We start from the raw sequence: 25,070 nt of genomic DNA on the forward strand, positions 1-25,070 counted from the left end.
CGCACCGGCCGCCCCGTCGGTCGTTGGTCGTCTTCGGATCGATCGATTCCCCCGAGGGCACCGCTCGACGGGCCCAAGGGGTCATCCGAGCAGAGGAGTTACTCCGTTGAACCTCAAGACTCTCTCCGTGGCGACGGCCGTCCTGGCCCTGACCGGTCTCGCCGGTGCGGCCACGGCGGGCGCGGCGCCCGGCACGGTCTCCGGCGACGGCGGCAACCGCATCGGCACCCTGCGCGTCAACGGCGATGCCTACGTGAAGGAGGGCGGTCTCAGCGCCACCTGGGTCAAGGAGTCCGGGAACGTCAAGCAGATCGCCCTGTCCGGCAACCGCATCGGTGTCCTCACCGGTGACGGAGTGGCGTGGGTGAAGGAGGGCGGCCTCAGCGCGACCTGGGTCAAGGAGGCCACGGACGTCAAGCAGATCGCGCTGTCGGGCGACCGCATCGGCGTCCTCAAGGACAACGGCGACGCCTATGTGAAGGAGGGCGGTCTCAGCGCGACCTGGGTCAAGGAGTCCGTCAAGGTCAAGGAGCTGGAGCTGTCCGGCAACCGCATCGGTGTCCTCACCGGTGACGGAGTGGCGTGGGTGAAGGAGGGCGGCCTCAGCGCCTCCTGGGTCAGGGAGTCCGACAACGCCATCGGCATCGACCTGGCCGGGAACCGCATCGGCGTCCTCGCCGGCAACGGCGTCGCCTGGGTGAAGGAGGGCGGCCTCAGCGCCTCGTGGGTGCGGGAGGCCGACGACGTCATCCAGCTCGAACTGTCCGGCGACCGCATCGGCGTCCTCAAGGACGACGGAAAGGTTCACGTCAAGGAGGGCGGCCTCGGTGCGACCTGGGTGCACGAGTACGACCAGGCCATCCAGATCGCCCTGTCGGGCAAGCGCATCGGCGTCCTCAAGGGCGACGGCGACGCCCGGGTGAAGGAGGGCGGCCTCAGCGCGACCTGGGTCCTGGAGGCGGGCGACGTGACGGAGCTGGCGCTCTCCTGACCCCGCCGTCCGGCATGTGACCCGTGGGACCCGCCGCACCGCGCACCGGTGCCGACTTCGGTGTGCGGCGCGGTGCCGCCCGGGACGGACCGCCGGTCCGAAAAAATCATTGGCCAGAGCTTTGCCGTTCCATTACAAAGAGTGCCATGAGCACTTCCTCCACCCCGCAGGCCGCCCAGAACCCCGGCCCCGTCGACCGCAAGACCTTCATTCGCACCACCCTCGATCTGGGAGACGTGGTGCTGCGCCCCTGGACCCGGGAGGACGCCGGATCGGAAGCCCTGCTGGACGGCCTGGTGGCCGCCGGGACGGACCCGGACATCGCCCTCTGGAACCCCATCGCGGTCGCCGACCGGGACGCGGCCCGCGCGTGGGTGGAGGCGCGCGACGGAGTGTGGGAACGCGGCGCGGCCGCCCCCTTCGTCGCCCTGGACGCCACCGACGGCACCCTGCTGGGCGGCGTCAACCTGCGCTGGGTCGACCGCGAGGACGGGCTGGCGATGATCGGCTACTGGCTGCTGCCGGCCGCCCGCGGACGGGGCCTGGCGACCCGGGGAACCCGGGCGGTGACGAGCTGGGGCTTCGCGACGGCCGACGCCCGCCGCATCGAGATCGCCCACGCCGTCGGCAACGAGGCGTCCTGCCGGGTGGCCGACCGCTGCGGCTACCTCCCCGAGGGCACCCTGCGCGACTCCCATGTCTTCGGTGACGGCAAGTACCACGACGAGCACCTGCACGCCCGGCTGTCCACCGACCCGGAGCCCGAGGGGGCCGAGGGGAAGTAGCCCGGACGACACCTCGGTACGCCGGTTCGGTGACGGCAACTCCGTTGGAGTGAAACCGATTTGTCGGTTCGTCACCGACACCGGCGTCCGTCCGGGAATCCCGGACGTCTTGTTGGCGCAATAGTTTCCCCGGGAACCGGCAGCCCCTCTTCCGTACTCATAGGATCGACGCGACTTCGGGATACGGGGGTGGTCGATCGTGGTGCGCGGCGGGCCGATACGCGGGTGGCGCGGGTACGGAGTCCTGGTGGCGGTACCGCTGCTGCTGGCGACCGCGTGCGGCGGGGGCGACGGAGGGGACGGGGACGCGGCGAAGAAGCGGCCGGGCGCCTCGAAGGCCACCGCCACCGCGAAGGGGTCGTCCGGCGCCACGGCCGAACCCGTCATCGACGCCGACCCGGCGCGGCTGCCCACCACACGGAAAGCCGCCCTCGACCTCATCGGGCAGGTCATCGCGGACCCCGAGAGCTTCGGCCCCGGGGTCGTCGCGCGCACCCCGTACGAGAGCGGCCCGGACTCCTGGCCGGTGCTCGGCGACGACTGCGTGTGGCAGCAGGGCGATCCGGGCCGCGGCGTCCTCGCCACCCTCACCCGCTCCTTCGAGGTGCCCGCCGCCAAGGGCAAGGGGCCGCTGCGGCTGGCCGCGATCGTGACCGTCCACCGCACGGACGACGGCGCGCGGTGGGAGATGGCCGAATCGATCGAGGAGACGATGCGCTGCCCGACGCAGCAGTTGCGCCAGGGCGAGTTCATCGGCGGACTCGGCGCGGGAGCCCTGGGCCGGGGCGAGGCCAACCAGATCAACTCCGAGGACTCGCTGATGGAATCCGGCGAGTACCGCAGCAACGAACTCGGCGGCCCCCACCCGTACTTCTGGGAGCAGGACCAGATCCTCCGGTTCACCTTCGCCGTGACCGCCAAGGGCGCCAAGGGATGGACGGACAAAGAGGTCACCGATCTCAGCTCCCAGGCACAGGGCACCATGCTGATACGGCTCCACCAGGCCGTCGGGAAGAAGAAGGGCTGAGGGCGCATGGAGGAGCTGCGGGCCTCGGACCCGTCATGGATCGGCGGACACCGGCTGCTGGGGCGCCTCGGCGCCGGCGGCATGGGTGCCGTCTACCTCGGCAGGACCGCCGACGGGGCGCTGGCCGCCGTCAAGGTGATCCTGCCCGAACACGCGGGGGACGCCGACTTCCGGGCCCGCTTCCACCGCGAGGCCGAGGCCGCGCGCCGGGTGGACAGCCCCTGGGCGGTACGGGTGACCGGCTCCGGCACGGAGGACGAACGCCCCTGGCTGGCCACCGAGTTCGTGCCCGGGCCCGCACTGTCCGAAGCGGTCGCCCGGTGCGGCCCGCTGCCCGCACGGAGCGTCCGGGTCCTCGGCCGGCTGCTGGCCCGCGCCCTGGCGGCGGTGCACACGGCCGGGCTCGTCCACCGCGACGTCAAACCCGGCAACGTCCTGCTCGGCGCCGACGGGCCGAGGCTGATCGACTTCGGCGTCGCACGGATCACCGACGCCACCGCGCTGACCGCGACGGACCTGGTGGTGGGAACCCCCGGCTTCCTCGCCCCCGAACAGGCCACCGAGGGCGCCGCCGCCGTCGGCCCGGCCGGTGACGTCTTCTCGCTCGGCTGCCTCCTCGCGTACGCCGCGACCGGACGGCCGCCCTTCGGGAGCGGCGCCGTGGACGCCCTGCTCTACCGCACCGTCCACGACGCACCGGATCTCGACGGCATCGACGACCCCGAACTGGGCGCCCTGCTCGGCGCCATGCTCGACAAGGAACCGGCCGCCCGCCCCACCGCCGCCGCACTCGACGAGCGGATCGCCGAGGACGCCCCGGACGGCTCGATCGACTGGCTGCCCGAGGACGTCGTACGGCTGATCGCCGACCGGTCCGCCGAGATCCTCGCCCTGCCCGGCATCGACGCCACCCAGGTCGCCGCGGACACCGTCGTCCCGGCCCCCTCCCGGCGCAGGCTGCTCCTCCTCGCGGGGGCCGGAGCGGTGGCCGTCGCGGGCGGTGGTGCCTTCGCCGTACGCGAGTGGCTGCGCGACGACGACACCGCCGGATCCGGCGGGGACGGCCCCCGGACCTGGACCATCGGCGTGCAGGCCGACCTGTCCGGACCCCGGGCGGCGGTCGGACGGGCCCAGGAACGCGGGGTGCGGCTCGCGGTCGACCGGTTCAACTCCCGTACGGACAAGCCGTTCACGCTGCGGGTGAAGGTGATCGACGACCGGGGCACGGCCGCCGAGGGCAAGCGCGCCGCCGAGCGGTTCACCCGGGACCGCGACGTGCTCGCCGTCGTCGGCCCCACCGACGACCCCGTCACCACCGCGGTGCTCGGAACCTACGACGAGGCGATGCTGCCGATCGTCACCGTGTCGTCCCAGCAACTCACCTTCGCCGTACGGTCCATGAGGTCCTTCTTCCAGGCGGTCCCCTCCGACGCCGCGCTGGCGTACCCGATCCGCAACCGGCTGGTGCTCCGGCCCGACGTGCAACGGCTCGGGGTGCTCCTCGACCGGGCCGGCGGCCAGTCCGCGTACCAGGCGGGCTACTTCCTGAACCGGATCATCGGCACCACCACCAACGGGACCACCTATCCGCGCGTGGTGCCCGCCGGCACCCGCGACCTCGCCCCGGTCGTCGACGACCTGCTCGCGAACCGCAGCGACGCGCTCTTCCACGCCGGGGACCAGGCCGGGGCCGCCCGCGCCGCGCGGGCGCTCGCCGCCACTCCCTACAAGGGCCCCCGCATGGCCATGCACACGGCCATGGGCCCCCGCTTCCTGGCGGACGCCGGGGCCGCCGCCGAGGGCTGGGAGTTCGTCTCGCCCTGCGTCGGTGCGACGGCTCCCGCCGTGAAGGAGTTCGCCGCGGCGCACCGCAAGAAGTACGGCGGCGCCCCCGCCCTCTGGGCCGCCGAGGCGTACGACGCGGCCGGGCTGGTCCTCGCCGCCGTCACCGCCCTCGCCCGGAGGAACCGGCCCCCCGCCCGGACCGCCCTCGTCAAGAAGATCGCCACCTCCTCGTACCAGGGCGTCTCCCGCGACTACGCCTTCGGCGAGGACTACCGGCTCAAGGGGATCACCGCCCACCTCCACGGAGTCCGCGACGGCGCGTTCCGCTACCTCGGCCCGGCTCCCCAGACCGAGAACTGACCGGGCATGCGACCACTCACCCCGGACGACCCCCGGACCGTCGGCGAGTACCGGACCCTGGTGCGGCTCGGCGCGGGCGGCATGGGCGTGGTCTACCTGGCCCGTTCCCCCGGCGGGGCGCTGGCCGCGGTGAAGGTGATCCGCGCCGAGCACGCCACCGACCCCGGCTTCCGGGCCAGGTTCCGGCGCGAGGCCGAGGCCGCCCGCCGGGTCACCGGGCCCTGGGTGGTCCCGGTGACGGGCGCCGACGCCGAGGCCCGTGAACCCTGGCTCGCCACCGGGTTCGTCCCCGGCCCCTCGCTGGCCGAGGTCGTCGCCGCCGAGGGGCCGCTGCCGGTCACGACCGTCCGGGCCCTCGGCGCCCGGCTGGCCGGCGCCCTCGTCGCCGTGCACGGGGCCGGGCTCGTCCACCGCGACGTCAAGCCCGGCAACATCCTCCTCGCGCTCGACGGGCCCCGGCTCATCGACTTCGGCATCGCGCGCCACGAGGGCGCCACCGCCCTCACCGCGACCGACGCCGTGATCGGCACCCCCGGCTACCTCGCCCCCGAGCAGGCGTCGGCGGGACCGCTCGGACCGGCCTGCGACGTCTTCTCGCTGGGCTGCGTCCTGGTGCACGCGGCGACCGGGCGGCGTCCCTTCGGCGACGACGGGGCCGCGTCCGTGCTGTTCCGCACCGTGAACGAGCCACCGGACCTGCGCGGCCTGCCGCCCGAACTGTTCCCGCTCGTCGAGGCCTGCCTCGCCAAGGACCCGGCGGACCGGCCCACCGCACGCCAGGTCGAGGAACGGCTCGGCGGCACCGGACACGCCCCCGACTCCTCCTGGACGCCGCCGCCGGGGCTTTCCGCCCTGATCGCCGAACGCTCCGCCACCGCCCTCGCGCTCCCCGTCCCCGAACCCCCGACGGTCGTCGAGGACCCCGACCCGCCCCGACTCTCACGGCGCCGTCTGCTCACCGCGTCGGCCGCCGGCGCGGTCCTGCTGGCGGGCGGCGGAACGGCGGCCTGGCTGGCGGGGCGAGGGACCGAGGGGGAGACGGAGCCCCGCCGCGCCCTCCCCGTCCACACCATCGGCCTGCACGCCGACCTCACCGGCCCCGGCCGGGCGGTCGGCCTGGCGCACCGGCGCGGCATGCAGCTCGCCGTCGACGACCACAACGCCCGCGCCGGCATCACCTTCCGGCTCGCCCTGCGCGCCGAGGACGACGCAGGGGACCCCGCCCGCGCCCTGCGCGTCGCCGACCGGCTGGCCGCCGACCCGAAGGTGCTGGCCGTCGTCGGCCCCACCGGGAACGTCGTCGCCGAAGCCGTCGTCGAGCGCTACGAGCGGACCGACCTCGCCCAGGCCGTCGTCTCGGCCCGGTCCACCACCGCCAGGATGGGGGCCGTCGAGACCCTCTGCGTGCTCAGCCCCTTCGACGACGTACTGGACACCGGCATCCTGCGCTATCTGTCCCAGGTCCGCCCGGCCCGGCGGCCGGCGATCGTCGAGGACGGCGCCGACCCCGAGGGTGCCTGGGTGATCACGAAAACCTTCCGGGAGGCCCCGCCCGAGGGCTCGAAGGTGACCGAGCACCGGGTCGCGGCGGACACCGACGACTTCGGCCCGGTGGCCCGCGCGGTGGTCGCCGGGGGCGCGGACGCCGTCGTCCTCGCCTCGACGTCCCCGAGCCGGGGCGCCCGCTGCGCGGTGGCCCTGGCCGCCGCCGGGTTCACCGGCAGCCGGGTCTCCACCGGGTCCGTCCTGGCGCCCGCCTTCCTCGACGGCGCGGGGAAGGCCGCCGAGGGATGGGTGTTCGCCCAGGCGTACAGCGACCCGACGGCGCTCCCGGCCGCGAAGGCGTTCACCGCCGCGTACCGGAAGCGGTTCGGGGCACCGCCCGCCCGCTGGGCCGCCGAGGCGTACGACGCGGTCGGGCTGATCGCCCGCGCGGCCCGCGCCACCAGCGCCACCGGGGCGGAACGCGAAGGCATCGGGCAACGCCTCTTCCTGACCACCCACAAGGGCATCACCCGGACCGTGTCCTTCCGCCCCGACCGCCAGCTGCGGTTCGAGGAGGGGATATTCCTCTACCGGGTCGAGGACGGCCGGGCCCGCTTCCTGGGGCCCTACCTGAAGGTATGAGCCGGACCGTCCGGATACCGGACGGGGGGTGTGCACCGGACAGGGGCATGAAGCGGAGCTGCGGGCGCGTTTAAGAAAACCTCGATGGACCTGTGGCGCGGGGTGCGGCAGATTTCTCCGTGACGGCGGAGGATGGTGCGCGGCAGCCGATCGACGCGCGCTGCCATGGAACCCGTCCCTCTCATTCCTCCCCGGGCCGCAGGCTCGCTCAAGGCCGCCTCCGGCCCGGGGCACTCAACGCCGTACCAGCGCAGGGAGCCACCGCCGTGAAGGCACTCGTGAAGCAGAAGGCCGAGCCCGGACTCTGGCTCATGGACGTGCCCGAGCCGGAGATCGGCCCCTCGGACGTGCTGATCAAGGTGCTCCGCACCGGCATCTGCGGCACCGACCTGCACATCCGCAACTACGACGGCTGGGCGCAGCAGACCGTGCGCACCCCGCTCGTCCTCGGACACGAGTTCGTCGGCGAGGTCGCGGCGACCGGCGCCGACGTCGTCGACATCAACGTCGGCGACCTGGTCAGCGGCGAGGGCCACCTGGTGTGCGGGAAGTGCCGCAACTGCCTGGCCGGCCGCCGCCACCTGTGCCGCGCCACGCTCGGCCTCGGCGTCGGCCGGGACGGGGCGTTCGCCGAGTACGTCGCCCTGCCCGCGTCCAACGTCTGGGTGCACCGCACCCCCGTCGACCTCGACGTCGCCGCGATCTTCGACCCGTTCGGCAACGCCGTCCACACCGCGCTGTCGTTCCCGCTGGTCGGCGAGGACGTGCTGATCACCGGCGCCGGTCCGATCGGCATCATGGCCGCCGCCGTCGCCCGGCACGCGGGTGCCCGCAACGTCGTCATCACCGACATCAGCGAGGCCCGGCTGGAACTGGCCCGCAAGGTCGGGGCCAACCTCGCCCTGAACGTCGCCGAGGAGACCATCGCCGAGGGGCAGCGGCGCCTCGGCCTGCGCGAGGGCTTCGACATCGGCCTGGAGATGTCCGGCCGGCCCGAGGCCATGCGCGACATGATCGCGAACATGACGCACGGCGGACGCATCGCCATGCTCGGACTGCCGTCCGAGGAGTTCGCGGTGGACTGGTCCAGGATCGTGACCTCGATGATCACCATCAAGGGCATCTACGGCCGCGAGATGTACGAGACCTGGTACGCCATGTCCGTGCTCCTGGAGGGCGGCCTCGACCTCACCCCCGTGATCACCGGCCGCTACGACTACCGCGACTTCGACGCGGCCTTCGACGACGCGGCGAGCGGCCGCAGCGGCAAGATCATCCTCGACTGGACCTCCTGACCGACACCCCTCGGACCGGGCCGACGCCCTCGGACCGGCCGACCGCCCCCGGACCGGACGACGCCACCGTAGACAGCTGGGAGACACCCCTCATGTTCGACTCCGTACGCGACGACCTGCGCACCACCCTCGAGGAGATCGAGGCCGCCGGACTGCACAAGCCCGAGCGGGTGATCGGCACCCCGCAGTCCGCGTCCGTCGCCGTCACCGCGGGCGGACGCCCCGGTGAGGTGCTCAACTTCTGCGCCAACAACTACCTGGGCCTCGCCGACCACCCCGAGGTGATCGCCGCCGCCCACGAGGCGCTGGACCGCTGGGGCTACGGCATGGCCTCGGTCCGCTTCATCTGCGGCACCCAGGAGGTCCACAAGGAGCTGGAGCAGCGGCTCTCCACGTTCCTCGGCCAGGAGGACACGATCCTCTACTCCTCCTGCTTCGACGCCAACGGCGGTGTCTTCGAGACCCTCCTCGGCCCGGAGGACGCGGTCATCTCCGACGCCCTCAACCACGCCTCCATCATCGACGGCATCCGGCTGTCCAAGGCCCAGCGCTATCGCTACGCCAACCGCGACATGGCGGACCTGGAGAAGCAGCTCAAGGAGGCGTCCGGCGCCCGGCGCCGGCTCGTCGTCACCGACGGCGTCTTCTCCATGGACGGCTACGTCGCCCCGCTGCGCGAGATCTGCGACCTCGCCGAGCGCCACGACGCCATGGTCATGGTCGACGACTCGCACGCGGTCGGCTTCGTCGGCCCCGGCGGCCGCGGCACCCCGGAACTGCACGACGTGATGGACCGCGTCGACATCATCACCGGCACCCTCGGCAAGGCGCTCGGCGGCGCGTCCGGCGGCTACGTCGCGGCCCGCGCCGAGATCGTCGCGCTACTGCGCCAGCGCTCCCGCCCGTACCTCTTCTCCAACTCCCTCGCCCCGGTCATCGCGGCGGCCTCGCTCAAGGTCCTCGACCTGCTGGAGGCGGCCGGCGACCTGCGCGAGCGGCTCAACGCCAACACCGAGCTCTTCCGCACCCGGATGACCGCGGAGGGCTTCGACGTCCTGCCCGGCGACCACGCCATCGCCCCCGTCATGATCGGGGACGCGGCGAAGGCCGGCCGGATGGCGGAGCTGCTCCTGGAGCGCGGGGTGTACGTGATCGGGTTCTCGTACCCGGTCGTCCCGCAGGGCGCGGCCCGCATCCGCGTCCAGCTCTCCGCCGCCCACTCCACCGAGGACGTGAACCGGGCCGTGGACGCGTTCATCGACGCGCGCGCGGCACTCGGGGAACAGTGACGGGGCGGACGGGGCCGCTGTCCGGGCGCCCCGTCCGCCCATCCGCCCGAGGTCTCGGCCGGGCGGCCGGGTCACCTCCGTGACCTGGGACAATGGGGACATGATCGATTCACGGCGGCTGCGCGTCCTGCGTGCGGTGGCGGACCATCGCACGGTGACGGCCGCAGCCGCCGCCCTGTACCTCACCCCCTCCGCGGTCTCCCAGCAGCTCGCCGCGCTGGAGCAGGAGACCGGGCACCGGCTGGTCGAGCGCGGCGCGCGCGGCGCCCGGCTCACCCCCGCCGGGGACATCCTGCTGACCCACACCAACGCGGTGCTGGCCCAGCTGGAGCGGGCCGAGGCGGAACTCGCCGCATACGGATCGGGGGACGCCGGTACGGTCACCGTCGCCGCGTTCGCCACCGGCATCGGCCTGGTCCTCGCCCCCGCGATCGCCGAACTGACACTCACCGCACCCGGCATCCGGGTCCGGGTCCAGGACGCGGAGGGCGACGCGAGCGTGCCGATGGTGCTCGACCGGCAGGTCGACGTGGCGGTCGCGGTGGAGTACCGGGGTGCGCCGGGCGAGGACGACCTGCGGCTGACCCGGGTACCGCTGTACTCCGAGCCGTTCGACGCGGTGCTGCCGGTGGGGCACCGGCTGGCCGGCCGGGAGCAGGTGGCGATCGCAGACCTGGAGAAGGACTCGTGGATCGGCCCGTACCCGGGCAACCCCTGCCACGACGTGGTGGTGCTGTCCTGCGAGTTCGCCGGGTTCCAGCCGAGGATGGAGCACTCCTCGGACGACTTCCGGGCGGTGGTCGCGCTGGCCGGGGCGGGGGCCGGGGTGGCGCTGGTGCCGCGGTCGGCGCTGCGGGGGATGGAACTGACGGGGGTGGTGGTGCGGCCGGTGCAGGGCAGCGCGCCGACCCGCCGGGTCTTCGCCGCGGTGCGGCACGGGGCGGAGGGGCATCCGCTGATCGCCCCGGTCCTCGACGCGCTGGCCTCGGCCGCGGGCCGGGAGGCCGCGCTGCCGCTGCCCGCGTCCTCGTGACCCGGTTCGGCCCCGGGGCACCCGCCGCGGGCCGGGCCCCGGAGCCGAACCGGTCGTGGGCTCACCGGCGGGCGTACCGGCCCCCGGCCGTGCCCGGCCACATCGTGCCCAGCCCCGCCGCCACCGTCACGGCCAGCGCCAGCACCCCGTAGTGCGCCGGTGGCAGATACGGCACCGAACCGGTCGTCGACACCGCGAACGCCATCAGCGGGACCGCCGCGACCAGCGTGCCGACGGCCAGGCCCGCCACCGCCACCAGACCGGTCTCCAGGACCAGCATCCGCCGCACCTGGCGGCGGCCCGCGCCGATCACGCGCAGCAGGCGCAGCTCCGGACGGCGGCCCACCGAGATCAGGGACAGGGTGCTGACCACGGCGAGCAGCGCGAAGCCGCCGATCACCCCGACACCGATGACGACCAGGGCGTCGTCCCCGTCCGACGCCGGCGGGGCGATCCGTACGTCGTCCGCCGTCGCGGCACCGACCCGCGCCCCCGCGTACGGGGCGAGCGCGCGCCGCAACGCCGGGACCGGTACCGTGCCGCCGTCCGCCGAGCGGATCAGGACCTGCTGGTCGTACGGGGCCGAGACGTGCTCGGCCAGAAGCTCGCGCGGCAGCATGAACTCGCCCAGCCCCAGGGCCCGTTCGTAGAGCGCCACCACCCGAAGCCGGACCCGGGCCCCGTCGCCGAGGCGGAGCTCCACCGTGTCGCCGGTGCCGATGTCCAGGTCGGCGGCCCGGTCCTCGCCGACCGCGACCGTGCCGCGGCCCCTCAGCTCCGCCAGGTCGCCCGCGGTGACGCCCGGGTCGAGGGTGCCGGACAGCCGGTCCGCCGTCACGCCCAGCACGGGCAGCCGGTCCAGCACCGGATCGCCCAGCTCGCGACGGGCGAGGACGACGGTGGACCGCAGCACACCGGTCGCCGCGGCCACCCCGGGAACCCCGCGCACCGCGCGTACCGCGTCGGCGGGCAGCCCACCCGGCCCGGTCGCCACCAGATCGGCCCGGAGCGCGGCGGCGGCCTCCCGGCCGGCGGCCCGCTCCAGCGTCGAACCCGCCGCCAGCTGCACGCAGACGAAGGCGACGACCAGCACGACCGGGGTGATCGCCGCCCCCAGGCGCCGGTGGTGCGCGGCGGCGGACCTGGCGGCCAGAAAACCGGAGGCCCCGCCGAGCCGCCGCACCGGCGCCCCCAGCACCCGCGTCGCGCCCCGGGCGATCCACGGGCCGAGCAGCGCCACCGCGATGATCAGCGAGGTCGCCGCGCCCGAGGCGGCCACCGCCGCCGCCTGCCCGCCCTGCGCCGTCGCCGCACCGGCCGAACCGACCCCGGCCACCGCCAGCACCGCCCCGGCGACCGTGCGGAACCGGCCCGGCTCGGCCGGTTCGGCCGCCCGTGCCGCGCCGGGCGCGTCGGCGGGCCGCACCCGGGTGACGGACCGGGCCGCGAGCAGTGCCACCGGGCGGGCGGCCAGGGCGATCAGCGCCGCCCCCGTGGCGGCCGCCACGACCGGCAGCCACACCGGCACGGGCAACGGCAGCGCGTCCGTGGCCAGCAGCGACCGCATCACCAGCCCCAGCGGCAGGGCACCGGCGCCGCCCAGCAGCGCGGCGTACCCGGCCACCCGGCCCGCCTCGCGGCCGACGGCGGACCTGAGCTGCCGGGGCGTCGCCCCGACCGCGCGCAGCAGCACCAGTTCGCCGGACCGCTGGTGCACGGCCTGGGCGATGGTGGTGGCGATCACCAGGAGCGCCACCATGAGGACGGTCGCCGCGACGGAGGCGAGCAGGGGCAGCAGTTCGGCGCGTGCGCCGGGCGCGTCGAGGTGCTCGGCCCGGCCGCGCTCCGGGCCGGTGAGGACCAGGATCCCGCGGTCGCCGCGGGCACGGTCGGGCAGTGCCCCGGCCAGTGACTCCCGCAGCGCCCCGGCCGGGACGCCCCGCTCGGCGACGATGCCGACGGCGTCGACCGTGCCGGGGTGGCCGGCCAGGTCGGTGAGCCGCCGCTCGGTGAGGAAGACGGCGGGGGAGGCGCCCCGGCGACCGGTGTCGGCGACCCCGCTGACGGTGTACGGCCGAAAGGCCCCGTCCGCCCGCAGGGTCACCCGGCTGCCGGGACCGCTCCCGGTGGCGGTGGCCACGGCCCGGTCGACGACCACCTCGCTCCCGGTCCTCGGCGCCCGCCCGGCCGTCAGCCGGTACGGGGTGAGCTCGGCGGACGCCCAGGACCGGCCGACGGCCGACATCCCGCCGGCAGTGCCGCCACCCACGGCCAGGGGGACCGAGTCGTCCGCGACGGCCTTCGCGACCCCGTCGGCCGCGGCGGCCCGCGCCACCACGGAGCGGTCCAGACGCACCCGTTCGGACAGGTACGCGCTCACGGTCTGCGGTTCGCTGCCCCACGGCTTCGCCGTGTACGTCACCCGCTGGTCGGCCGTCACCACGGCGTCGGCCGCGGCGTACCGCTCCACCGGCGGCCGCGCCGACAGCAGCGAACCGAGCACGAGGGCGAACGCACCGATCAGTGCCGCCGCCGCGGCCGCCGCGACGAACACCGCGGTCCAGGCCCGGCGATGGGCCCGCAGCGAGCGGCGGGCCAGGAACGCCGAGGCCCGCCGCATCCCGTGCCGCACCGCTGCGCCGGGCCGCCGTTCCTCGGGCCCGGACCCCGGTGCCTTCGCGCGGCGCCCCCGCGCGTCGGCGCGGCCCTTTCGCCCGCCCGTGCGGGACGTGGAGATTTTCGTGTTCATCGCAGCCGGCCGCCGTCCATCGTCAGCACGGTGTCCGCCCGGCCCGCCGCGACCGGGTCGTGGGTGACCATCACGACCGTGCGGCCCTCGGCCCGTACCGCGTCCCGCAGCAGATCCAGCACCAGCGCCGCCGACTCCGGGTCCAGGGAAGCGGTCGGCTCGTCCGCGAAGATCACATCGGGTTCGGTGACCAACGCCCGTGCCACCGCGACCCGTTGCTGCTGGCCGCCGGAGAGCGTCGCGGGCCCCCGGCCGCCGTGGCCCGCCAGACCGACCCGGCCCAGCAGCGCCCGGCCCCGCTCCAGCACCCGCCCGTCCGCCGGATCGGCGCCGCCCAGCACCAGCGGCAGCACCACGTTCTCCTCGATGGTCAGCGACGGCACCAGATTCAGGGCGTGCGACTGGAAGACGAAACCGATCCGGTCCCGGCGCAGCCTGGTCAGCGCCGCCTCGGACAACGACCCCAGGTCGGTGCCCGCCACCCGTACCGTCCCCGACGTCGGACGGTCCAGACCCGCCGCGCACTGGAGGAAGGTGCTCTTCCCCGACCCCGAGGGGCCCACCACCGCCGTGAAGCTCCCGGCCGGGACCGTACAGCTCACCCCGTCGAGCGCGACGACCTCCCCGCCCCCGCGCCGCCCGTGGCGCCGGCTCACCGACTCCAGACTCAGCGCGGTCGCCCGTGCCGTTGTGACCGTGTCCACCGTGGACCCCGTTCCTTCCTCGTTACGTACCTCTTGACCTGCGAAAAAGCTACGAGCCGGACGAGGGCCGGACGAGGGGGCACGTGCCCCGGAAGGGGTGCAGCGGACTCCACCACGGGTGTGGGAGAGGGCCCCACTCCGACCGCGGGCGGACCGCCGTAACGTGAGGTGCCATGAGTACTGATCCCGCCCCGCTGACCGTCGCCGTCCGGCGTTCGTGGGACGCGTCGCGCTATCTGTTCATCGGGCTCGGGATCGGGCTGGCCGCCTACGTGGGCACGTTCCTGGTGGTGGCGGTCCTGCTGTTCGCCGCGGTCGTCGTCGGGCTGCCCGCGCTGCCCGAGGCCGCCAAGGCGCTGCGCGGGGTCGCGGAGTTCGAGCGCCGCCGGGCGGCGGCACGGCTCGGCGTGCCGTTCGCGCCCACCCCGTACCCGCCGCTGGACAGCACCGAGGTCACCGAGCGGGTGCGACGGGTGCTCGCCGACCCGACGGCCCGGCGCGACGCGCTCTGGCTGCCGGCCCAGGCCCTCGCCGGGAACGTGCTCGGCTACCTCACGATGGTGCTGTGGCCGGTGGGGCTCCTGGTGGACGGGATAGGGCTGTCCGTCGTCCATCTGCTGGACCGCCGGACGGCCGACGAGTACGGCACGGAGCGGCCGGTGCGGCGGGGCTGGCTGCTGCCCCTGCACGGGGTGCTCGCCGATCTGTCGGCGAGCTGGTCCAGGGCGCTGCTCACCCCGGCGCCGTCCGCCGCGCTCACCGAGCGGATCGCCCAGCTGACCGAGAGCCGGGCCGGGGCGGTGGAGGCGCACGGCGCCGAACTGCGCCGCATCGAACGGGACCTGCACGACGGGGCCCAGGCCAGGATCGTCGCCCTGTCGATGCGCATCGGCCTCGCCAAGCAGCTCCTCGACCGCGACCCGGCCGCCGCACGGGTCCGGCTCGACGAGGCGCAGGACGGCGCGGACGCGGCCCTCGCGGAACTGCGGCACGTGGTGCGCGGCATCCACCCGCCCGTGCTGACGGACCGTGGACTGGCAGGAGCGGTACGGGCGTTGGCCGGTGACGTCGCCGTGCCCGTGACCGTCGGACTCGACGGCGTCGAGGACGGGCGCCGGCTCCCGGCCGCGATCGAGGCCGCCGCCTACTTCGTGATCGCCGAGGCCCTCACCAACATCAGCAAGCACAGCGGCGCCACGGCCGCGACCGTGCGCATCGACCGACCCGCCGGGACGCTGCGCGTGGCCATCGGCGACGATGGCCACGGCGGCGCGGACGAACGCGCCGGCAGCGGACTGGTCGGGATCAGGCGGCGCGTCGCGGCGCTGGACGGCACCACCCGCATCGACAGCCCCACCGGGGGGCCGACGAGGATCGAGGTGGAGCTGCCGTGCGGATCGTGATCGCGGAGGACAACGCGTTGCTGCGGGAGGGGCTGATCCTGCTGCTCACCAGCTCGGGCCACGAGGTGGTGGCCGACGCGGCGACCGGGCCCGAGGTGCTGCCCGCCCTGCTGGAGCACCGGCCGGACGCGGCCGTGCTCGACGTGCGGCTCCCGCCCACCTTCCGCGACGAGGGGCTGCGCGCCGCGATCGCCGCCCGCGAGCAGCTGCCCGAGCTGCCCATCCTGGTCCTGTCGCAGTACGTCGAGGAGACGTACGCCGCCGAGCTGCTCGCCGGGGGCGCCCAGGGCATCGGCTACCTGCTGAAGGACCGGGTGGGCCGGGTCGACCAGTTCCTCCAGGCGCTCGACCGGGTGGCGGCCGGCGGCACGGCCCTCGACCCCGAGGTGGTGACGCAACTGCTGACCCGCAAGGCGTCCGCCGAGCCGCTGCAGAGCCTCACCCCGCGCGAGCGCCAGGTCCTGGAACTGATGGCGCAGGGCAAGGCGAACGGCACCATCGCCGCCGAACTGGTGGTGACGGAACGGGCGGTGAGCAAGCACATCGGCTCGATCTTCCTCAAGCTCCGCCTGGAACCCGACGACGGCACGGTGCACCGACGGGTGCTGGCGGTGCTCGCCTACTTGGAGGGCAAGGGGGCCCGCTGACGCCCCCCTCGACGGGGGTGGTTCTTCGCGGCACCCCGCCCGACTCCCGGCGGCGGCACAATGCCCCGCATGGACCTCAGCGACCTCAGCGACTTCGGTGGACTCACCGCCCGCGCCCGCCGACTCGCCGTCCCCGGTCGGCGCCGCGTCCTCGGCATCGCGGGGCCGCCCGGAGCCGGCAAGTCCACCCTGGCGGCCCGGCTCGTCGAGGCGCTCGACGGGCTCGCCGTCCTCGTCCCCATGGACGGCTTCCACCTCGCCGGTGCCGAACTGGTCCGGCTCGGACGCGCCGGGCGCAAGGGCGCCCCCGACACCTTCGACGCCGCCGGTTACACGGCCCTGCTCGCCCGCCTGCGCGCCCCGCGGCCGGGCACCACCGTGTACGCCCCCGACTTCGACCGCGCCCTGGAGGAACCGGTCGCCGGCTCCGTCCCCGTACCCCCCGACGTCCCGCTGGTCGTCACCGAGGGCAACTACCTGCTGCACGACGAAGGGCACTGGGCGGGCGTGCGCCCGCTGCTCGACGAGGCGTGGTACCTGGACCTCGACCGGGCCCGGCGGGTGCGGCGGCTCGTCGAGCGGCACGTCCGGTTCGGGAAGCCCCGCCCGTACGCCGAACGCTGGGTGGCGGACTCCGACGAGGCCAACGCGCGCCTGGTCGAGCGGGGCCGCGACCGGGCGGACCTCGTCGTCCGGTCCGCCCCGCGGGACCGGCCGCGCCCGGCCGCCGGCCTCCGGGCGCCCCGGGGCCCACTCGCGTCGACCGGCGCGGACGGGCAGGATGCTGTACGCAGTGTCGCGCCGTCAGGAGGATCCCGCATGTCCAGTCCGAACCAGCCCGCGCCGTTCACCGCCGACGACTACCGGGCCCGCATGAAGCGGGCGGCCGACGCCGCCGCCGAGGCCGGGCTCGCGGGCGTGCTGGTCGCACCCGGCCCCGACCTCGTGCACCTCACCGGCTACCGGCCGGTGAACACCGAACGCCTCACCGTCCTCGTCCTCACCCCCGGTCAGGACCCGGTCCTCGTCGTCCCGACGCTGGAGGCCCCGGACGCCGAGGGCGCCGTCGGGGCCCCGGCCCTCACCCTGCGGGACTGGACCGACGGCAAGGACCCGTACGCCGTCACCGCCCCGCTGCTCGACGGCCGGGGCCGGTTCGGGGTCAGCGACAACACCTGGGCGATGCACCTGCTCGGGCTGCAGCGGGCGCTGCCGGACACCTCGTACGTCTCCCTCACCGAGGCCCTGCCGATGCTGCGCGCGGTGAAGGACGCCCACGAGCTGGAGCGGCTCGCCGCCGCCGGGGCCGCCGCCGACGCCACGTACGAGGAGATCCTCAAGGTGCGGTTCTCGGGCCGCAAGGAGACCGACATCGCCGCTGAACTGGCCGATCTGCTCAAGCGGTTCGGGCACTCCCAGGTCGACTTCACCGTCGTCGGCTCGGGGCCGAACGGCGCCAACCCGCACCACGAGGCGGGCGACCGCACCATCGAGCGGGGCGACATGGTGGTGCTCGACTTCGGCGGTCTCAAGCACGGCTACGGCTCCGACACCTCCCGCACCGTCCACGTCGGCGAACCCACCGCCGAGGAGCAGCGGGTCCACGACATCGTGCGGGAGGCGCAGGAGGCGGGCTGCCGGGCGGTCCGGCCGGGCGTCTCCTGTCAGGAGATCGACCGGGCGGCCCGCGCCGTCATCACCGAGTTCGGCTACGGCGAGCGCTTCATCCACCGCACCGGCCACGGCATCGGTGTCACCACCCACGAACCGCCGTACATGATCGAGGGCGAGGAACGGCCGCTGGTGCCCGGGATGTGCTTCTCCGTGGAGCCCGGCATCTATCTGCCGGGCCGGTTCGGGGTCCGGATCGAGGACATCGTGACCGTGACCGAGGACGGCGGCCGCCGCCTCAACACCACCGCGCGCGACATGGCGATCGTCGAGTAACCGGCAGGCCGGCCGATCGGCCGGGCCCCGGGACGCCCCGCGCCCCGGGGCCGCGTGCCGTTCAGCCGTTCAGCCGTCCGCCAGGACGACGCACGACTCCGGCGGCAGGTGCAGCAGGCCGTCGCGGCCCGGGGACGCCACCGGGTCCCAGGCCGCCACCACCCGCCCCGCCCCGCCCCACCGCCGGCCGCCGCCCAGCGGGATCGTGGCCGGCTCCCCGGCGAGGTTGACCGCGACGCGCAGATCGCCCCGCCGGTACGCCAGCCAGCGCGCCCGCTCGTCGTGGGCGGTGCGCACCGCGGCCAGGTCCGGGTCGGAGAGGTCAGGCAGGGCGCGGCGCAGGGTGATCAGTTCGCGGTACCAGGCGTGCAGCCGGGCGTGCGGTTCCTTCGCGGGCTCGTCCCAGTCCAGACAGGAACGGTTCCGGGTGGCCGGGTCCTGCGGGTCCGGCACCTGGTCCGTCGCCCAGCCGTGCGCCGCGAACTCCCGCCGCCTGCCGTCGCGGACGGCCTCGGCGAGGGCCGGGTCGGTGTGGTCGGTGAAGAACTGCCAGGGGGTGCGGGCGCCCCACTCCTCGCCCATGAACAGCATCGGAGTGAAGGGCCCGGTCAGCACGAGCGCCGCGGCGCAGGCCAGCAGCCCGGGGGAGAGGGTGGCGGAGAGCCGGTCGCCCAGGGCCCGGTTGCCGATCTGGTCGTGGGTCTGGGCGTAGCCGACGAAGCGGTGGGCCGGGGTGCTGACGACGTCGACGGGGCGGCCGTGGCTCCGGCCGCGGAAACCGGAGTACGTCCCGTCGTGGAAGAACGCGCGGGTCACGGTCTTGGCGACGGCGGCCAGCGGGGCGGCGGCGAAGTCCGCGTAGTAGCCCTGGGACTCACCGGTGAGCGCGGTGTGCAGCGCGTGGTGGAAGTCGTCGTTCCACTGGGCGTGCAGGCCGAGGCCGCCGGCCTCGCGCGGGGTCGTGGTCCGCGGGTCGCAGAGGTCGGACTCGGCGATCAGCGGGAGCGGCCGGCCGAGCTCGGCCGCCAGTGCGTCCGTCGCCGCGGACAGCTCCTCCAGGAAGGTCAGCGCCCGGCCGTCGACCAGGGCGTGGACCGCGTCCAGCCGCAGCCCGTCGAGCCGGTAGTCCCGCAGCCAGGCGAGGGCGCTGCCCAGCAGGTACGCCCGCACCTCGTCCGAGCCGGGGGCGTCGAGGTTGACCGCCGCGCCCCACGGCGTGTGGTGGGTCTCGGTGAAGTACGGGCCGAAGGCCGGGAGGTGGTTGCCGGACGGGCCGAGGTGGTTGTGGACCACGTCCAGCACGACCGCGAGCCCGAGACCGTGCGCGGTGTCGACGAAGCGCTTGAGCCCCTCCGGCCCGCCGTACGGCTCGTGCACCGCCCAGAGCGACACGCCCTCGTACCCCCATCCGTGGGTACCGGGGAACGGGCAGACCGGCATCAGCGACACATGGGTGACGCCCAGTTCGGCGAGGTGCCCGAGCCGTTCGGCCGCGGCGTCGAAGGTGCCCTCGGCGGTGTACGTGCCGATGTGCAGCTCGTACAGCACGGCGCCCGGCAGCCCCCGGCCCGTCCAGCCGTCGCGCCACTCGAACAGGGAGTGGTCGACGACGGCGCTCTCACCGTCCGGTCCGTCCGGCTGGCGGCGCGAACGCGGATCGGGAAGCACCCGCCCGGCGCCCCCGTCCCCACTCGCGTCCCCGTTCCCGTCCAGGACGAAGCCGTAGCGGTCCCCGTCCGACGCCTGCGCCTCGACCGTCCACCAGCCGGCCCGCGCGGCGTCCCGCTCCATCGCCCGCAGCCCGCCCGCCAGCCGCAGCCCGACCGAGTCCGCATCCGGTGCCCATACCTCGAACAGCATGCAACGCTCCTCGTCTCGTCGCCGTCCTCGCGTTCCGCGCCCCGGCCCGGGGCGCACGGCCGCGATCACCGGCCCATGACACTGGATCGAGCCCGTTACCGGCGGTTAAGGTCTGGTTCTGATCATTGCCCCGTCAGATTCTGCTCAATACGCACTCGCTCTTACGGCTGTGGAGGCCGAGATGAATGTGCCGCCGTTCCCGCCCGGTTTCCTCTGGGGAGCCTCCGCGTCCGCGTTCCAGACCGAGGGCGCGGTCGACACCGACGGGAAGGGCCCCTCCGGCTGGGACGCCTTCGCCGCCCAGCCCGGACGGATCAAGGACGGCACCGACACCACCCGCGGCACCGGCTTCCACCAGCACTACCGCGAGGACGTGGCCCTGCTGGCGGGCCTGGGCGCCGACGCCTTCCGGTTCTCCGTCAGCTGGCCGCGCGTGGTCCCCGGCGGCAGCGGCGCGGTCAACCCGCAGGGCCTCGACTTCTACGACCGCCTCGTCGACGAACTCTGCGCCCACGGCATCACCCCGGCCCCCACCCTCTACCACTGGGACACCCCGCTCCCGCTGGACGAGGAGGGCGGCTGGCTCAACCGGGACACCGCCTACCGCTTCGCCGAGTACGCCGGGATCGTCGCCGAGCGGCTCGCCGACCGCGTACCGATGTGGATCACCATCAACGAACCGGCCGAGGTGACGCTGCTCGGCTACGCCCTCGGCGAGCACGCACCGGGCCGCGCCCTTCTCTTCGACGCCCTGCCCGCCGCCCACCACCAGCTCCTCGCCCACGGTCTGGCCGTGCGCGCCCTGCGCGGAGCGGGCGCGGACAACATCGGCGTCGCCGTCTCGCACACCCCCGTCTGGACCGCGGGGGACTCCGACGAGGACCGGCAGGGCGCGGAGCTGTACGACACGATCACCAACTGGATGTTCGCCGACCCGATCCTCACCGGCCGCTACCCCGACGAGAGCATCGCCGCGCTGATGCCGGGCCCGGTCGAGGACGACCTGTCCACCATCTCCACCCGGCTCGACTGGTACGGCGTCAACTACTACAGCCCCACGCTCGTCGGCGCTCCCGTCGCGGACGCCCCGGAGGACTTCTCCGGCTTCCGGATGCCCGCCGAACTCCCCTTCGGCATCCGGGAGATAGAGGGTTACGAGAAGACCGACTTCGGCTGGCCCGTGGTGCCCGACGGACTGCGCGAGACCCTCGTCCAGCTCCACGGCCGCTTCGGCGACCGGCTCCCGCCGCTCTACATCACCGAGAACGGCTGCGCCGTCGACGAGCCCGCCGCGGACACCCGCCGCATCGACTACCTGGAGGGGCACCTGCGGGCCCTGCGCACGGCCATCGACGCGGGCGTCGACGTGCGCGGCTACTTCACCTGGTCACTCACCGACAACGTCGAGTGGATCGAGGGCGCCAGCAAGCGGTTCGGCCTGGTCCACATCGACTACGAGACGCTGCGCCGGACCCCCAAGGACTCGTACGCCTGGTACCGCGACCTGATCCACGCGCAGAAGGCGGCCGGCCCGGCACACTGACCCGGCGCACCCGGCCCTGCGCACCCGCTTCCGGGGCCGGGGGTTACGAACGGCCCCGGAATGATCGATACTTCGCGCCATGGTCGCTTCCTGGTGGTCCCGGGCCGGACTGGGAATCCTCGTGCACTGGACGCCCGCCTCCGTGCCGGGCTGGGCCCCGTCGCACGTCCCGGCGGACGAACTCCCCCTGGCGGGACGCCGCGCGCCGCTCGGCTGGACGTCGCGCGCCGAGTGGTACGAGAACGCGCTCCGCTTCCCCGGCAGCCCCGTCTCGGCCCACCACCGCGCGACCTACGGCACCCGCCCGTACGCCGCGTTCGGGGGCGACTTCAACGACGCCCTGCACGCCTGGGACCCCACCGGATGGGCCCGCGCCTTCCGGGCGGCGGGAGCCCGTTACGCGATGCTCGTCGTCAAGCACCACGACGGCTTCTGCCTCTGGCCCTCCGCGATCCGCAACCCGCACCGGGCCGGCTGGCACACCAGGCGCGACGTGGCCGGCGAGTTCGCCGAAGCGGTACGGGCCGAGGGGATGCGCTTCGGCGTCCACTACTCCGTCGGGCTCGACCGGACCTTCGACGGCCGCCCCGTCGCAGGCCCGGCCGACCTCGTCCGGGCGGTCCCGCGCGGCGCCTACCCCGACTACGCCAGTGCCCAGCTGCGCGAACTGACCCGCCGCTACCGGCCCGACGTCCTGCGCACCGACCTCTTCTGGCCCGGCACCCGCATCGACGCCCGGCGTCTCGTCGACTACCACCGGTTCACCGTCCCGCACGGCGTCGTCGACCACCCGGTACCGGCCCCGCCGGTCCGGCACGCACTGCGGCTGCCCGGCGCCGGGACGCTGTACGAGCGGTGGGCGCGCCGCGCCGGAACCGGGGACGGCGGGCCGGCCGTGCGCGGGACCGTCCGCGACATCGGCCCCGGCGCCGGCCACAACCGCGCCGCATCGCCCGGGGCGTTCCTCCGCCGGGAGGAACTGGAGGCACTGGTCCGCGACACCGCCGCCGCCCGCGGCAACCTGCTGCTCACCGTGGGCCCGCGCGGCGAGGACGCGACGATCCCCGCCGAACAGCGGCTCCGCCTGGACTGGCTGGCGGAGTGCTCCGGGCGCTCCCGGGCCGCCGCGACGGCGGGGGAGTGACCCGGGGCGCCCCGCCCCGGCCGGTCCTTCAGTCCCAGACCATGTCGAAGGAGCGCTCGAAGTTCACGTACCCGAGGCGGGCGAAGGACCTCGCCATCGGGACGTTGCCGAGGTCGGTGGCGGCCCGGATGCGTTCCACGCCGTCCTGCGCGGCCAGCACCCTGGTGCCCTCGGCGAGGATGTCGTCGATGTAGCCGTGGCCGCGCCGGGAGGGCAGCACCCCGATGTAGGCGATGATCGGGTTGTAGGCGTTGCGCGCCGGAATCACGAACCCGACCGGTTCGCCGTCCGGGAGCTCGGCGACGCGCCACCACTCCCGAGGCGTCGTGTACCCCGCCAGTTCCTCGTCGTAGTGCTTCTCGGCCGCCTCGCGGGCGCCGAGCCCGGACGCCAGGTCGGCCTGCCCGTGGGCGTCGAGGGTGCCCTCCATCACCGGGGTCATCAGCGCGAGGAGGTCCTCGCGCCCCTCGACCGGGCGGAACCGCAGCCGGCCGCCGTCGGCCGGGACCGGCGTACCGGCACGCCACTCCAGGCGCAGCCGCTCGACCAGCAGCCGTGCGCCGGAACGCTCCATCACCCGCATCCGGGCCTCGACGACCTCGCGCACCGCCGCGTCCTCGCGCCAGTCCGGCGGGACGAACCGCCCGTACTCGGGCCGCTCCGTCCCGGCCGGGACGACCGCCGCCGTCGCCGTCTCCAGCAGCCGCAGGCCCACCTCGCCGCGCTCGGGCTCGGGCAGGGTGTCGTCGAGGTCGAAGAAGTCGAGCAGCAGCGGAGGACCCCCGGCCCGGCCCCACCACGCGAGCCGCGCCACCACGCGGTCGCCGCGCAGCGCCACCCACATCCACCCGGGGAGGCGGCGCCCGCTCTCCAGGTCGTCGGCGAGCTCGTGGTCGAGCACGTACGTGAGCTGCCGGAAGAGTCCGAGCTCCTGCGGACCGGCGAGCGGGCGGACGATCAGTTCCTGCGGAGCAGGGGGCACACGGTCTCCTCGAAGGGCGAAGGGCCGTCCGGCGGGCGCCCGACGGCTTGCGGCGGCAGACACTAGCAACCGCCCCCGGACTCCGCGCGGGAATTCCGGAGCGGTCCCTCCCGGCCCGGCACACGGGTCCGGACGCAGGCAGGGGCGCAGGTCGGGACGGGAAGCGGGACCGTTCTGGACACCCCGGGGCGGTCGGGCCGACAATTGGTCCCGTGACGTCCCCCTTCGAGTCCCACACGTATCCCGTGCGGCTGTCCGACGCCCAGCGCGACCGTGTCCTCGGCGTACTCAGAGACGGCGCCGCACAGGGCAAGCTGTCCCACGACACCTTCATGCGACGCATGGAACTGGCCCTCACCGCCCGGCGCCCCGAGGACCTGGAGCCGCTCACCGCCGACCTGGAGGGCGGGGGCCGCTGGTCGCGACGGATACTCCGGGTGGTGGGCGGGGTGTCCGGCTTCCCCGGCCGGGTGCGCCGCGTCTGGCAGACCGAACGGCTCCCGAAGCTCCTGCTGCCCGCCCCGAGCCCGCACCCCCTGCTCATCGGCCGCGACCCGGGCAACGGCCTGCGGCTCAACCACGAGACCGTCTCCCGGCTCCACGCGGAACTCACCGTGCGGGACGGCCGGTGGCTGCTGCGCGACCTCGGCTCGACCAACGGCACCTGCGTCAACGGGCAGCGGGTCATCGGCACGGTCCCGGTCCGCGAGGGGGACCAGGTGAGCTTCGGGCAGATGAGCTTCCGCCTCTCCGTACCCGCCGCCGGCCCGCCCGCCTGAGCACCGGCGCGCCGGACCGGCCCGCCCCGCCCCGTCGGCCCGCCCGCCGCCGGTGAGCCGGTCCGCCGGATCCCGCCCGGCCGGACCCGTCGCGAAGTGCCCGTAGGGGAACGGCGGTTCCACCGGTGGCGGTACGAACGGCGCGCCGCCGCCCGCGACTTCGGCGACCGGACGCCCCGTCACCGGCGCCCCCGGCACGCCACGGCCCCGGAGCCGGGATCACCCGGACGGCCGTACTCCGACTGCGCCGCGTCCGGGCCGGTGGTCCCCTGGTGGGAAACCGCGCCGCACACCGGCGCCCTGAGCCCCGGGGGTACGGATGCAGGCCGACGCGCCGCAAGGCATACCCGCCCCGGCCCCCGGCCGCACGGCCCACGGCCCCGGCCTGCTCGCCCCCGAAACGGCGCACGACCCGCACCGGCTGTACCGCGTCCTGCGCGAGGAGCACCCGCTGGTCTACGACGCGCCCCTGGGCGCCTGGCTGGTCAGCCGGTACGCGGACGTGGCCACCGCCCTCACCGACCCCCGGTTCACCGGCTTCCCGCACGACGCCGCACCGGGCGGCGGCCCCGCGCCCCTCGGGCTCTGCCACGGCGGCCCGCAGTGCGCCCCCGGCCGGC

General features: G+C 74.9%; 18 protein-coding genes and 2 pseudogenes. 16 read left to right on the top strand and 4 right to left on the bottom strand.

From position 1 onward, the window contains the following. Window positions 1-106: 106 nt before the first annotated feature. The 8 genes from ABZZ04_RS18065 (at window position 107) to ABZZ04_RS18100 (ending at window position 10,692) form a co-directional block, all read left to right on the top strand. Window positions 107-991 (top strand): peptidase S1, encoded by an 885-nt coding sequence (locus ABZZ04_RS18065; protein ID WP_356933192.1) that lies wholly within the window; start codon window positions 107-109, stop codon window positions 989-991. Between the two features lie 146 nt (window positions 992-1,137). Next, a complete protein-coding gene (locus tag ABZZ04_RS18070) occupies window positions 1,138-1,776 on the top strand; it encodes a GNAT family protein (RefSeq protein ID WP_356933193.1) in 639 nt (212 codons plus the stop codon). 247 nt (window positions 1,777-2,023) lie between these two features. Next, window positions 2,024-2,803, top strand: coding sequence for a hypothetical protein (locus ABZZ04_RS18075; RefSeq protein WP_356933194.1), 780 nt, complete (start codon window positions 2,024-2,026; stop codon window positions 2,801-2,803). A 6-nt stretch (window positions 2,804-2,809) separates the two neighbouring features. After that, a complete protein-coding gene (locus ABZZ04_RS18080; RefSeq protein WP_356933195.1) occupies window positions 2,810-4,948 on the top strand; it encodes a bifunctional serine/threonine-protein kinase/ABC transporter substrate-binding protein in 2,139 nt (712 codons plus the stop codon). A 6-nt stretch (window positions 4,949-4,954) separates the two neighbouring features. Continuing rightward, on the top strand, window positions 4,955-7,075 hold the full coding sequence (locus ABZZ04_RS18085) for a bifunctional serine/threonine-protein kinase/ABC transporter substrate-binding protein (protein ID WP_356933196.1): 2,121 nt from the start codon (window positions 4,955-4,957) through the stop codon (window positions 7,073-7,075). A 266-nt stretch (window positions 7,076-7,341) separates the two neighbouring features. Continuing rightward, a complete protein-coding gene (tdh, locus tag ABZZ04_RS18090; RefSeq protein ID WP_356933197.1) occupies window positions 7,342-8,370 on the top strand; it encodes an L-threonine 3-dehydrogenase in 1,029 nt (342 codons plus the stop codon). 92 nt (window positions 8,371-8,462) lie between these two features. Continuing rightward, complete coding sequence (locus ABZZ04_RS18095; protein ID WP_356933198.1) at window positions 8,463-9,659, top strand: glycine C-acetyltransferase; 1,197 nt, start codon at window positions 8,463-8,465, stop codon at window positions 9,657-9,659. Window positions 9,660-9,759: 100 nt separating this feature from the next. Further along, on the top strand, window positions 9,760-10,692 hold the full coding sequence (locus ABZZ04_RS18100; RefSeq protein ID WP_356933199.1) for a LysR family transcriptional regulator: 933 nt from the start codon (window positions 9,760-9,762) through the stop codon (window positions 10,690-10,692). Window positions 10,693-10,753: 61 nt separating this feature from the next. Here ABZZ04_RS18100 and ABZZ04_RS18105 read toward each other — a convergent pair whose 3' ends face one another. Beyond that, window positions 10,754-13,312 (bottom strand): ABC transporter permease, encoded by a 2,559-nt coding sequence (locus tag ABZZ04_RS18105; RefSeq protein ID WP_356933200.1) that lies wholly within the window; start codon window positions 13,310-13,312, stop codon window positions 10,754-10,756. A gap of 125 nt (window positions 13,313-13,437) precedes the next feature. Then, the gene (locus ABZZ04_RS18110) at window positions 13,438-14,145 is read right to left on the bottom strand and encodes an ABC transporter ATP-binding protein (RefSeq protein WP_356933201.1); all 708 of its coding nucleotides are present in this window, start codon (window positions 14,143-14,145) and stop codon (window positions 13,438-13,440) included. 173 nt (window positions 14,146-14,318) lie between these two features. Here ABZZ04_RS18110 and ABZZ04_RS18115 point away from each other — a divergent pair, with 173 nt between their 5' ends. From ABZZ04_RS18115 to ABZZ04_RS18130, 4 genes and pseudogenes are all read left to right on the top strand, one after another. Continuing rightward, window positions 14,319-15,548, top strand: a complete 1,230-nt coding sequence (locus tag ABZZ04_RS18115) for a sensor histidine kinase (RefSeq protein WP_356933202.1) — start codon at window positions 14,319-14,321, stop codon at window positions 15,546-15,548. Further along, window positions 15,536-16,195 carry a response regulator transcription factor gene (locus ABZZ04_RS18120; RefSeq protein WP_356933203.1) on the top strand — a complete coding sequence of 220 codons (660 nt, stop codon included), beginning with the start codon at window positions 15,536-15,538 and terminating at the stop codon, window positions 16,193-16,195. Before ABZZ04_RS18115 ends, ABZZ04_RS18120 begins: the two co-directional genes overlap by 13 nt. Before the next feature lie 69 nt (window positions 16,196-16,264). Then, window positions 16,265-16,885, top strand: a pseudogene (locus ABZZ04_RS18125) (nucleoside/nucleotide kinase family protein); the annotation flags it as partial. 129 nt (window positions 16,886-17,014) lie between these two features. Next, window positions 17,015-18,142, top strand: a complete 1,128-nt coding sequence (locus ABZZ04_RS18130; protein WP_356933211.1) for an aminopeptidase P family protein — start codon at window positions 17,015-17,017, stop codon at window positions 18,140-18,142. A gap of 69 nt (window positions 18,143-18,211) precedes the next feature. Here the strand turns inward: ABZZ04_RS18130 and treZ are convergent, their stop codons facing one another. Further along, complete coding sequence (gene treZ / locus ABZZ04_RS18135; protein WP_356933204.1) at window positions 18,212-20,002, bottom strand: malto-oligosyltrehalose trehalohydrolase; 1,791 nt, start codon at window positions 20,000-20,002, stop codon at window positions 18,212-18,214. Between the two features lie 181 nt (window positions 20,003-20,183). Between treZ and ABZZ04_RS18140 the strand changes: the two genes are divergently transcribed. After that, entirely contained in the window at window positions 20,184-21,545 is a 1,362-nt protein-coding gene (locus ABZZ04_RS18140) for a GH1 family beta-glucosidase (RefSeq protein ID WP_356933205.1), read from the top strand. A gap of 79 nt (window positions 21,546-21,624) precedes the next feature. Next, window positions 21,625-22,689: an alpha-L-fucosidase gene (locus tag ABZZ04_RS18145; RefSeq protein ID WP_356933206.1), complete on the top strand. Its 1,065-nt coding sequence runs from the start codon at window positions 21,625-21,627 to the stop codon at window positions 22,687-22,689. A gap of 28 nt (window positions 22,690-22,717) precedes the next feature. Here ABZZ04_RS18145 and ABZZ04_RS18150 read toward each other — a convergent pair whose 3' ends face one another. Beyond that, window positions 22,718-23,671: a GNAT family N-acetyltransferase gene (locus tag ABZZ04_RS18150; protein WP_356933207.1), complete on the bottom strand. Its 954-nt coding sequence runs from the start codon at window positions 23,669-23,671 to the stop codon at window positions 22,718-22,720. 212 nt (window positions 23,672-23,883) lie between these two features. Here ABZZ04_RS18150 and ABZZ04_RS18155 point away from each other — a divergent pair, with 212 nt between their 5' ends. Both ABZZ04_RS18155 and ABZZ04_RS18160 read left to right on the top strand, forming a co-directional pair. Then, window positions 23,884-24,450: a DUF1707 and FHA domain-containing protein gene (locus ABZZ04_RS18155; RefSeq protein ID WP_356933208.1), complete on the top strand. Its 567-nt coding sequence runs from the start codon at window positions 23,884-23,886 to the stop codon at window positions 24,448-24,450. Between the two features lie 319 nt (window positions 24,451-24,769). After that, a pseudogene (locus ABZZ04_RS18160) lies at window positions 24,770-25,070 on the top strand (cytochrome); the annotation flags it as partial.

It is taken from the genome of Streptomyces sp. NPDC006435 (assembly GCF_040612315.1).
Classification (GTDB): Bacteria; Actinomycetota; Actinomycetes; order Streptomycetales; family Streptomycetaceae; genus Streptomyces.

Bases quoted from the DNA above. Each gene is read 5' to 3' on its own strand.
- ABZZ04_RS18070 (WP_356933193.1), top strand. From the start codon at position 1,138: ATGAGCACTTCCTCCACCCCGCAGGCCGCCCAGAACCCCGGCCCCGTC.
- ABZZ04_RS18080 (WP_356933195.1), top strand. From the start codon at position 2,810: ATGGAGGAGCTGCGGGCCTCGGACCCGTCATGGATCGGCGGACACCGG.
- ABZZ04_RS18085 (WP_356933196.1), top strand. From the start codon at position 4,955: ATGCGACCACTCACCCCGGACGACCCCCGGACCGTCGGCGAGTACCGG.
- ABZZ04_RS18095 (WP_356933198.1), top strand. From the start codon at position 8,463: ATGTTCGACTCCGTACGCGACGACCTGCGCACCACCCTCGAGGAGATC.
- ABZZ04_RS18100 (WP_356933199.1), top strand. From the start codon at position 9,760: ATGATCGATTCACGGCGGCTGCGCGTCCTGCGTGCGGTGGCGGACCAT.
- ABZZ04_RS18105 (WP_356933200.1), bottom strand. From the start codon at position 13,312: ATGCGGCGGGCCTCGGCGTTCCTGGCCCGCCGCTCGCTGCGGGCCCAT.
- ABZZ04_RS18115 (WP_356933202.1), top strand. From the start codon at position 14,319: ATGAGTACTGATCCCGCCCCGCTGACCGTCGCCGTCCGGCGTTCGTGG.
- ABZZ04_RS18130 (WP_356933211.1), top strand. From the start codon at position 17,015: ATGTCCAGTCCGAACCAGCCCGCGCCGTTCACCGCCGACGACTACCGG.
- treZ (WP_356933204.1), bottom strand. From the start codon at position 20,002: ATGCTGTTCGAGGTATGGGCACCGGATGCGGACTCGGTCGGGCTGCGG.
- ABZZ04_RS18140 (WP_356933205.1), top strand. From the start codon at position 20,184: ATGAATGTGCCGCCGTTCCCGCCCGGTTTCCTCTGGGGAGCCTCCGCG.
- ABZZ04_RS18145 (WP_356933206.1), top strand. From the start codon at position 21,625: ATGGTCGCTTCCTGGTGGTCCCGGGCCGGACTGGGAATCCTCGTGCAC.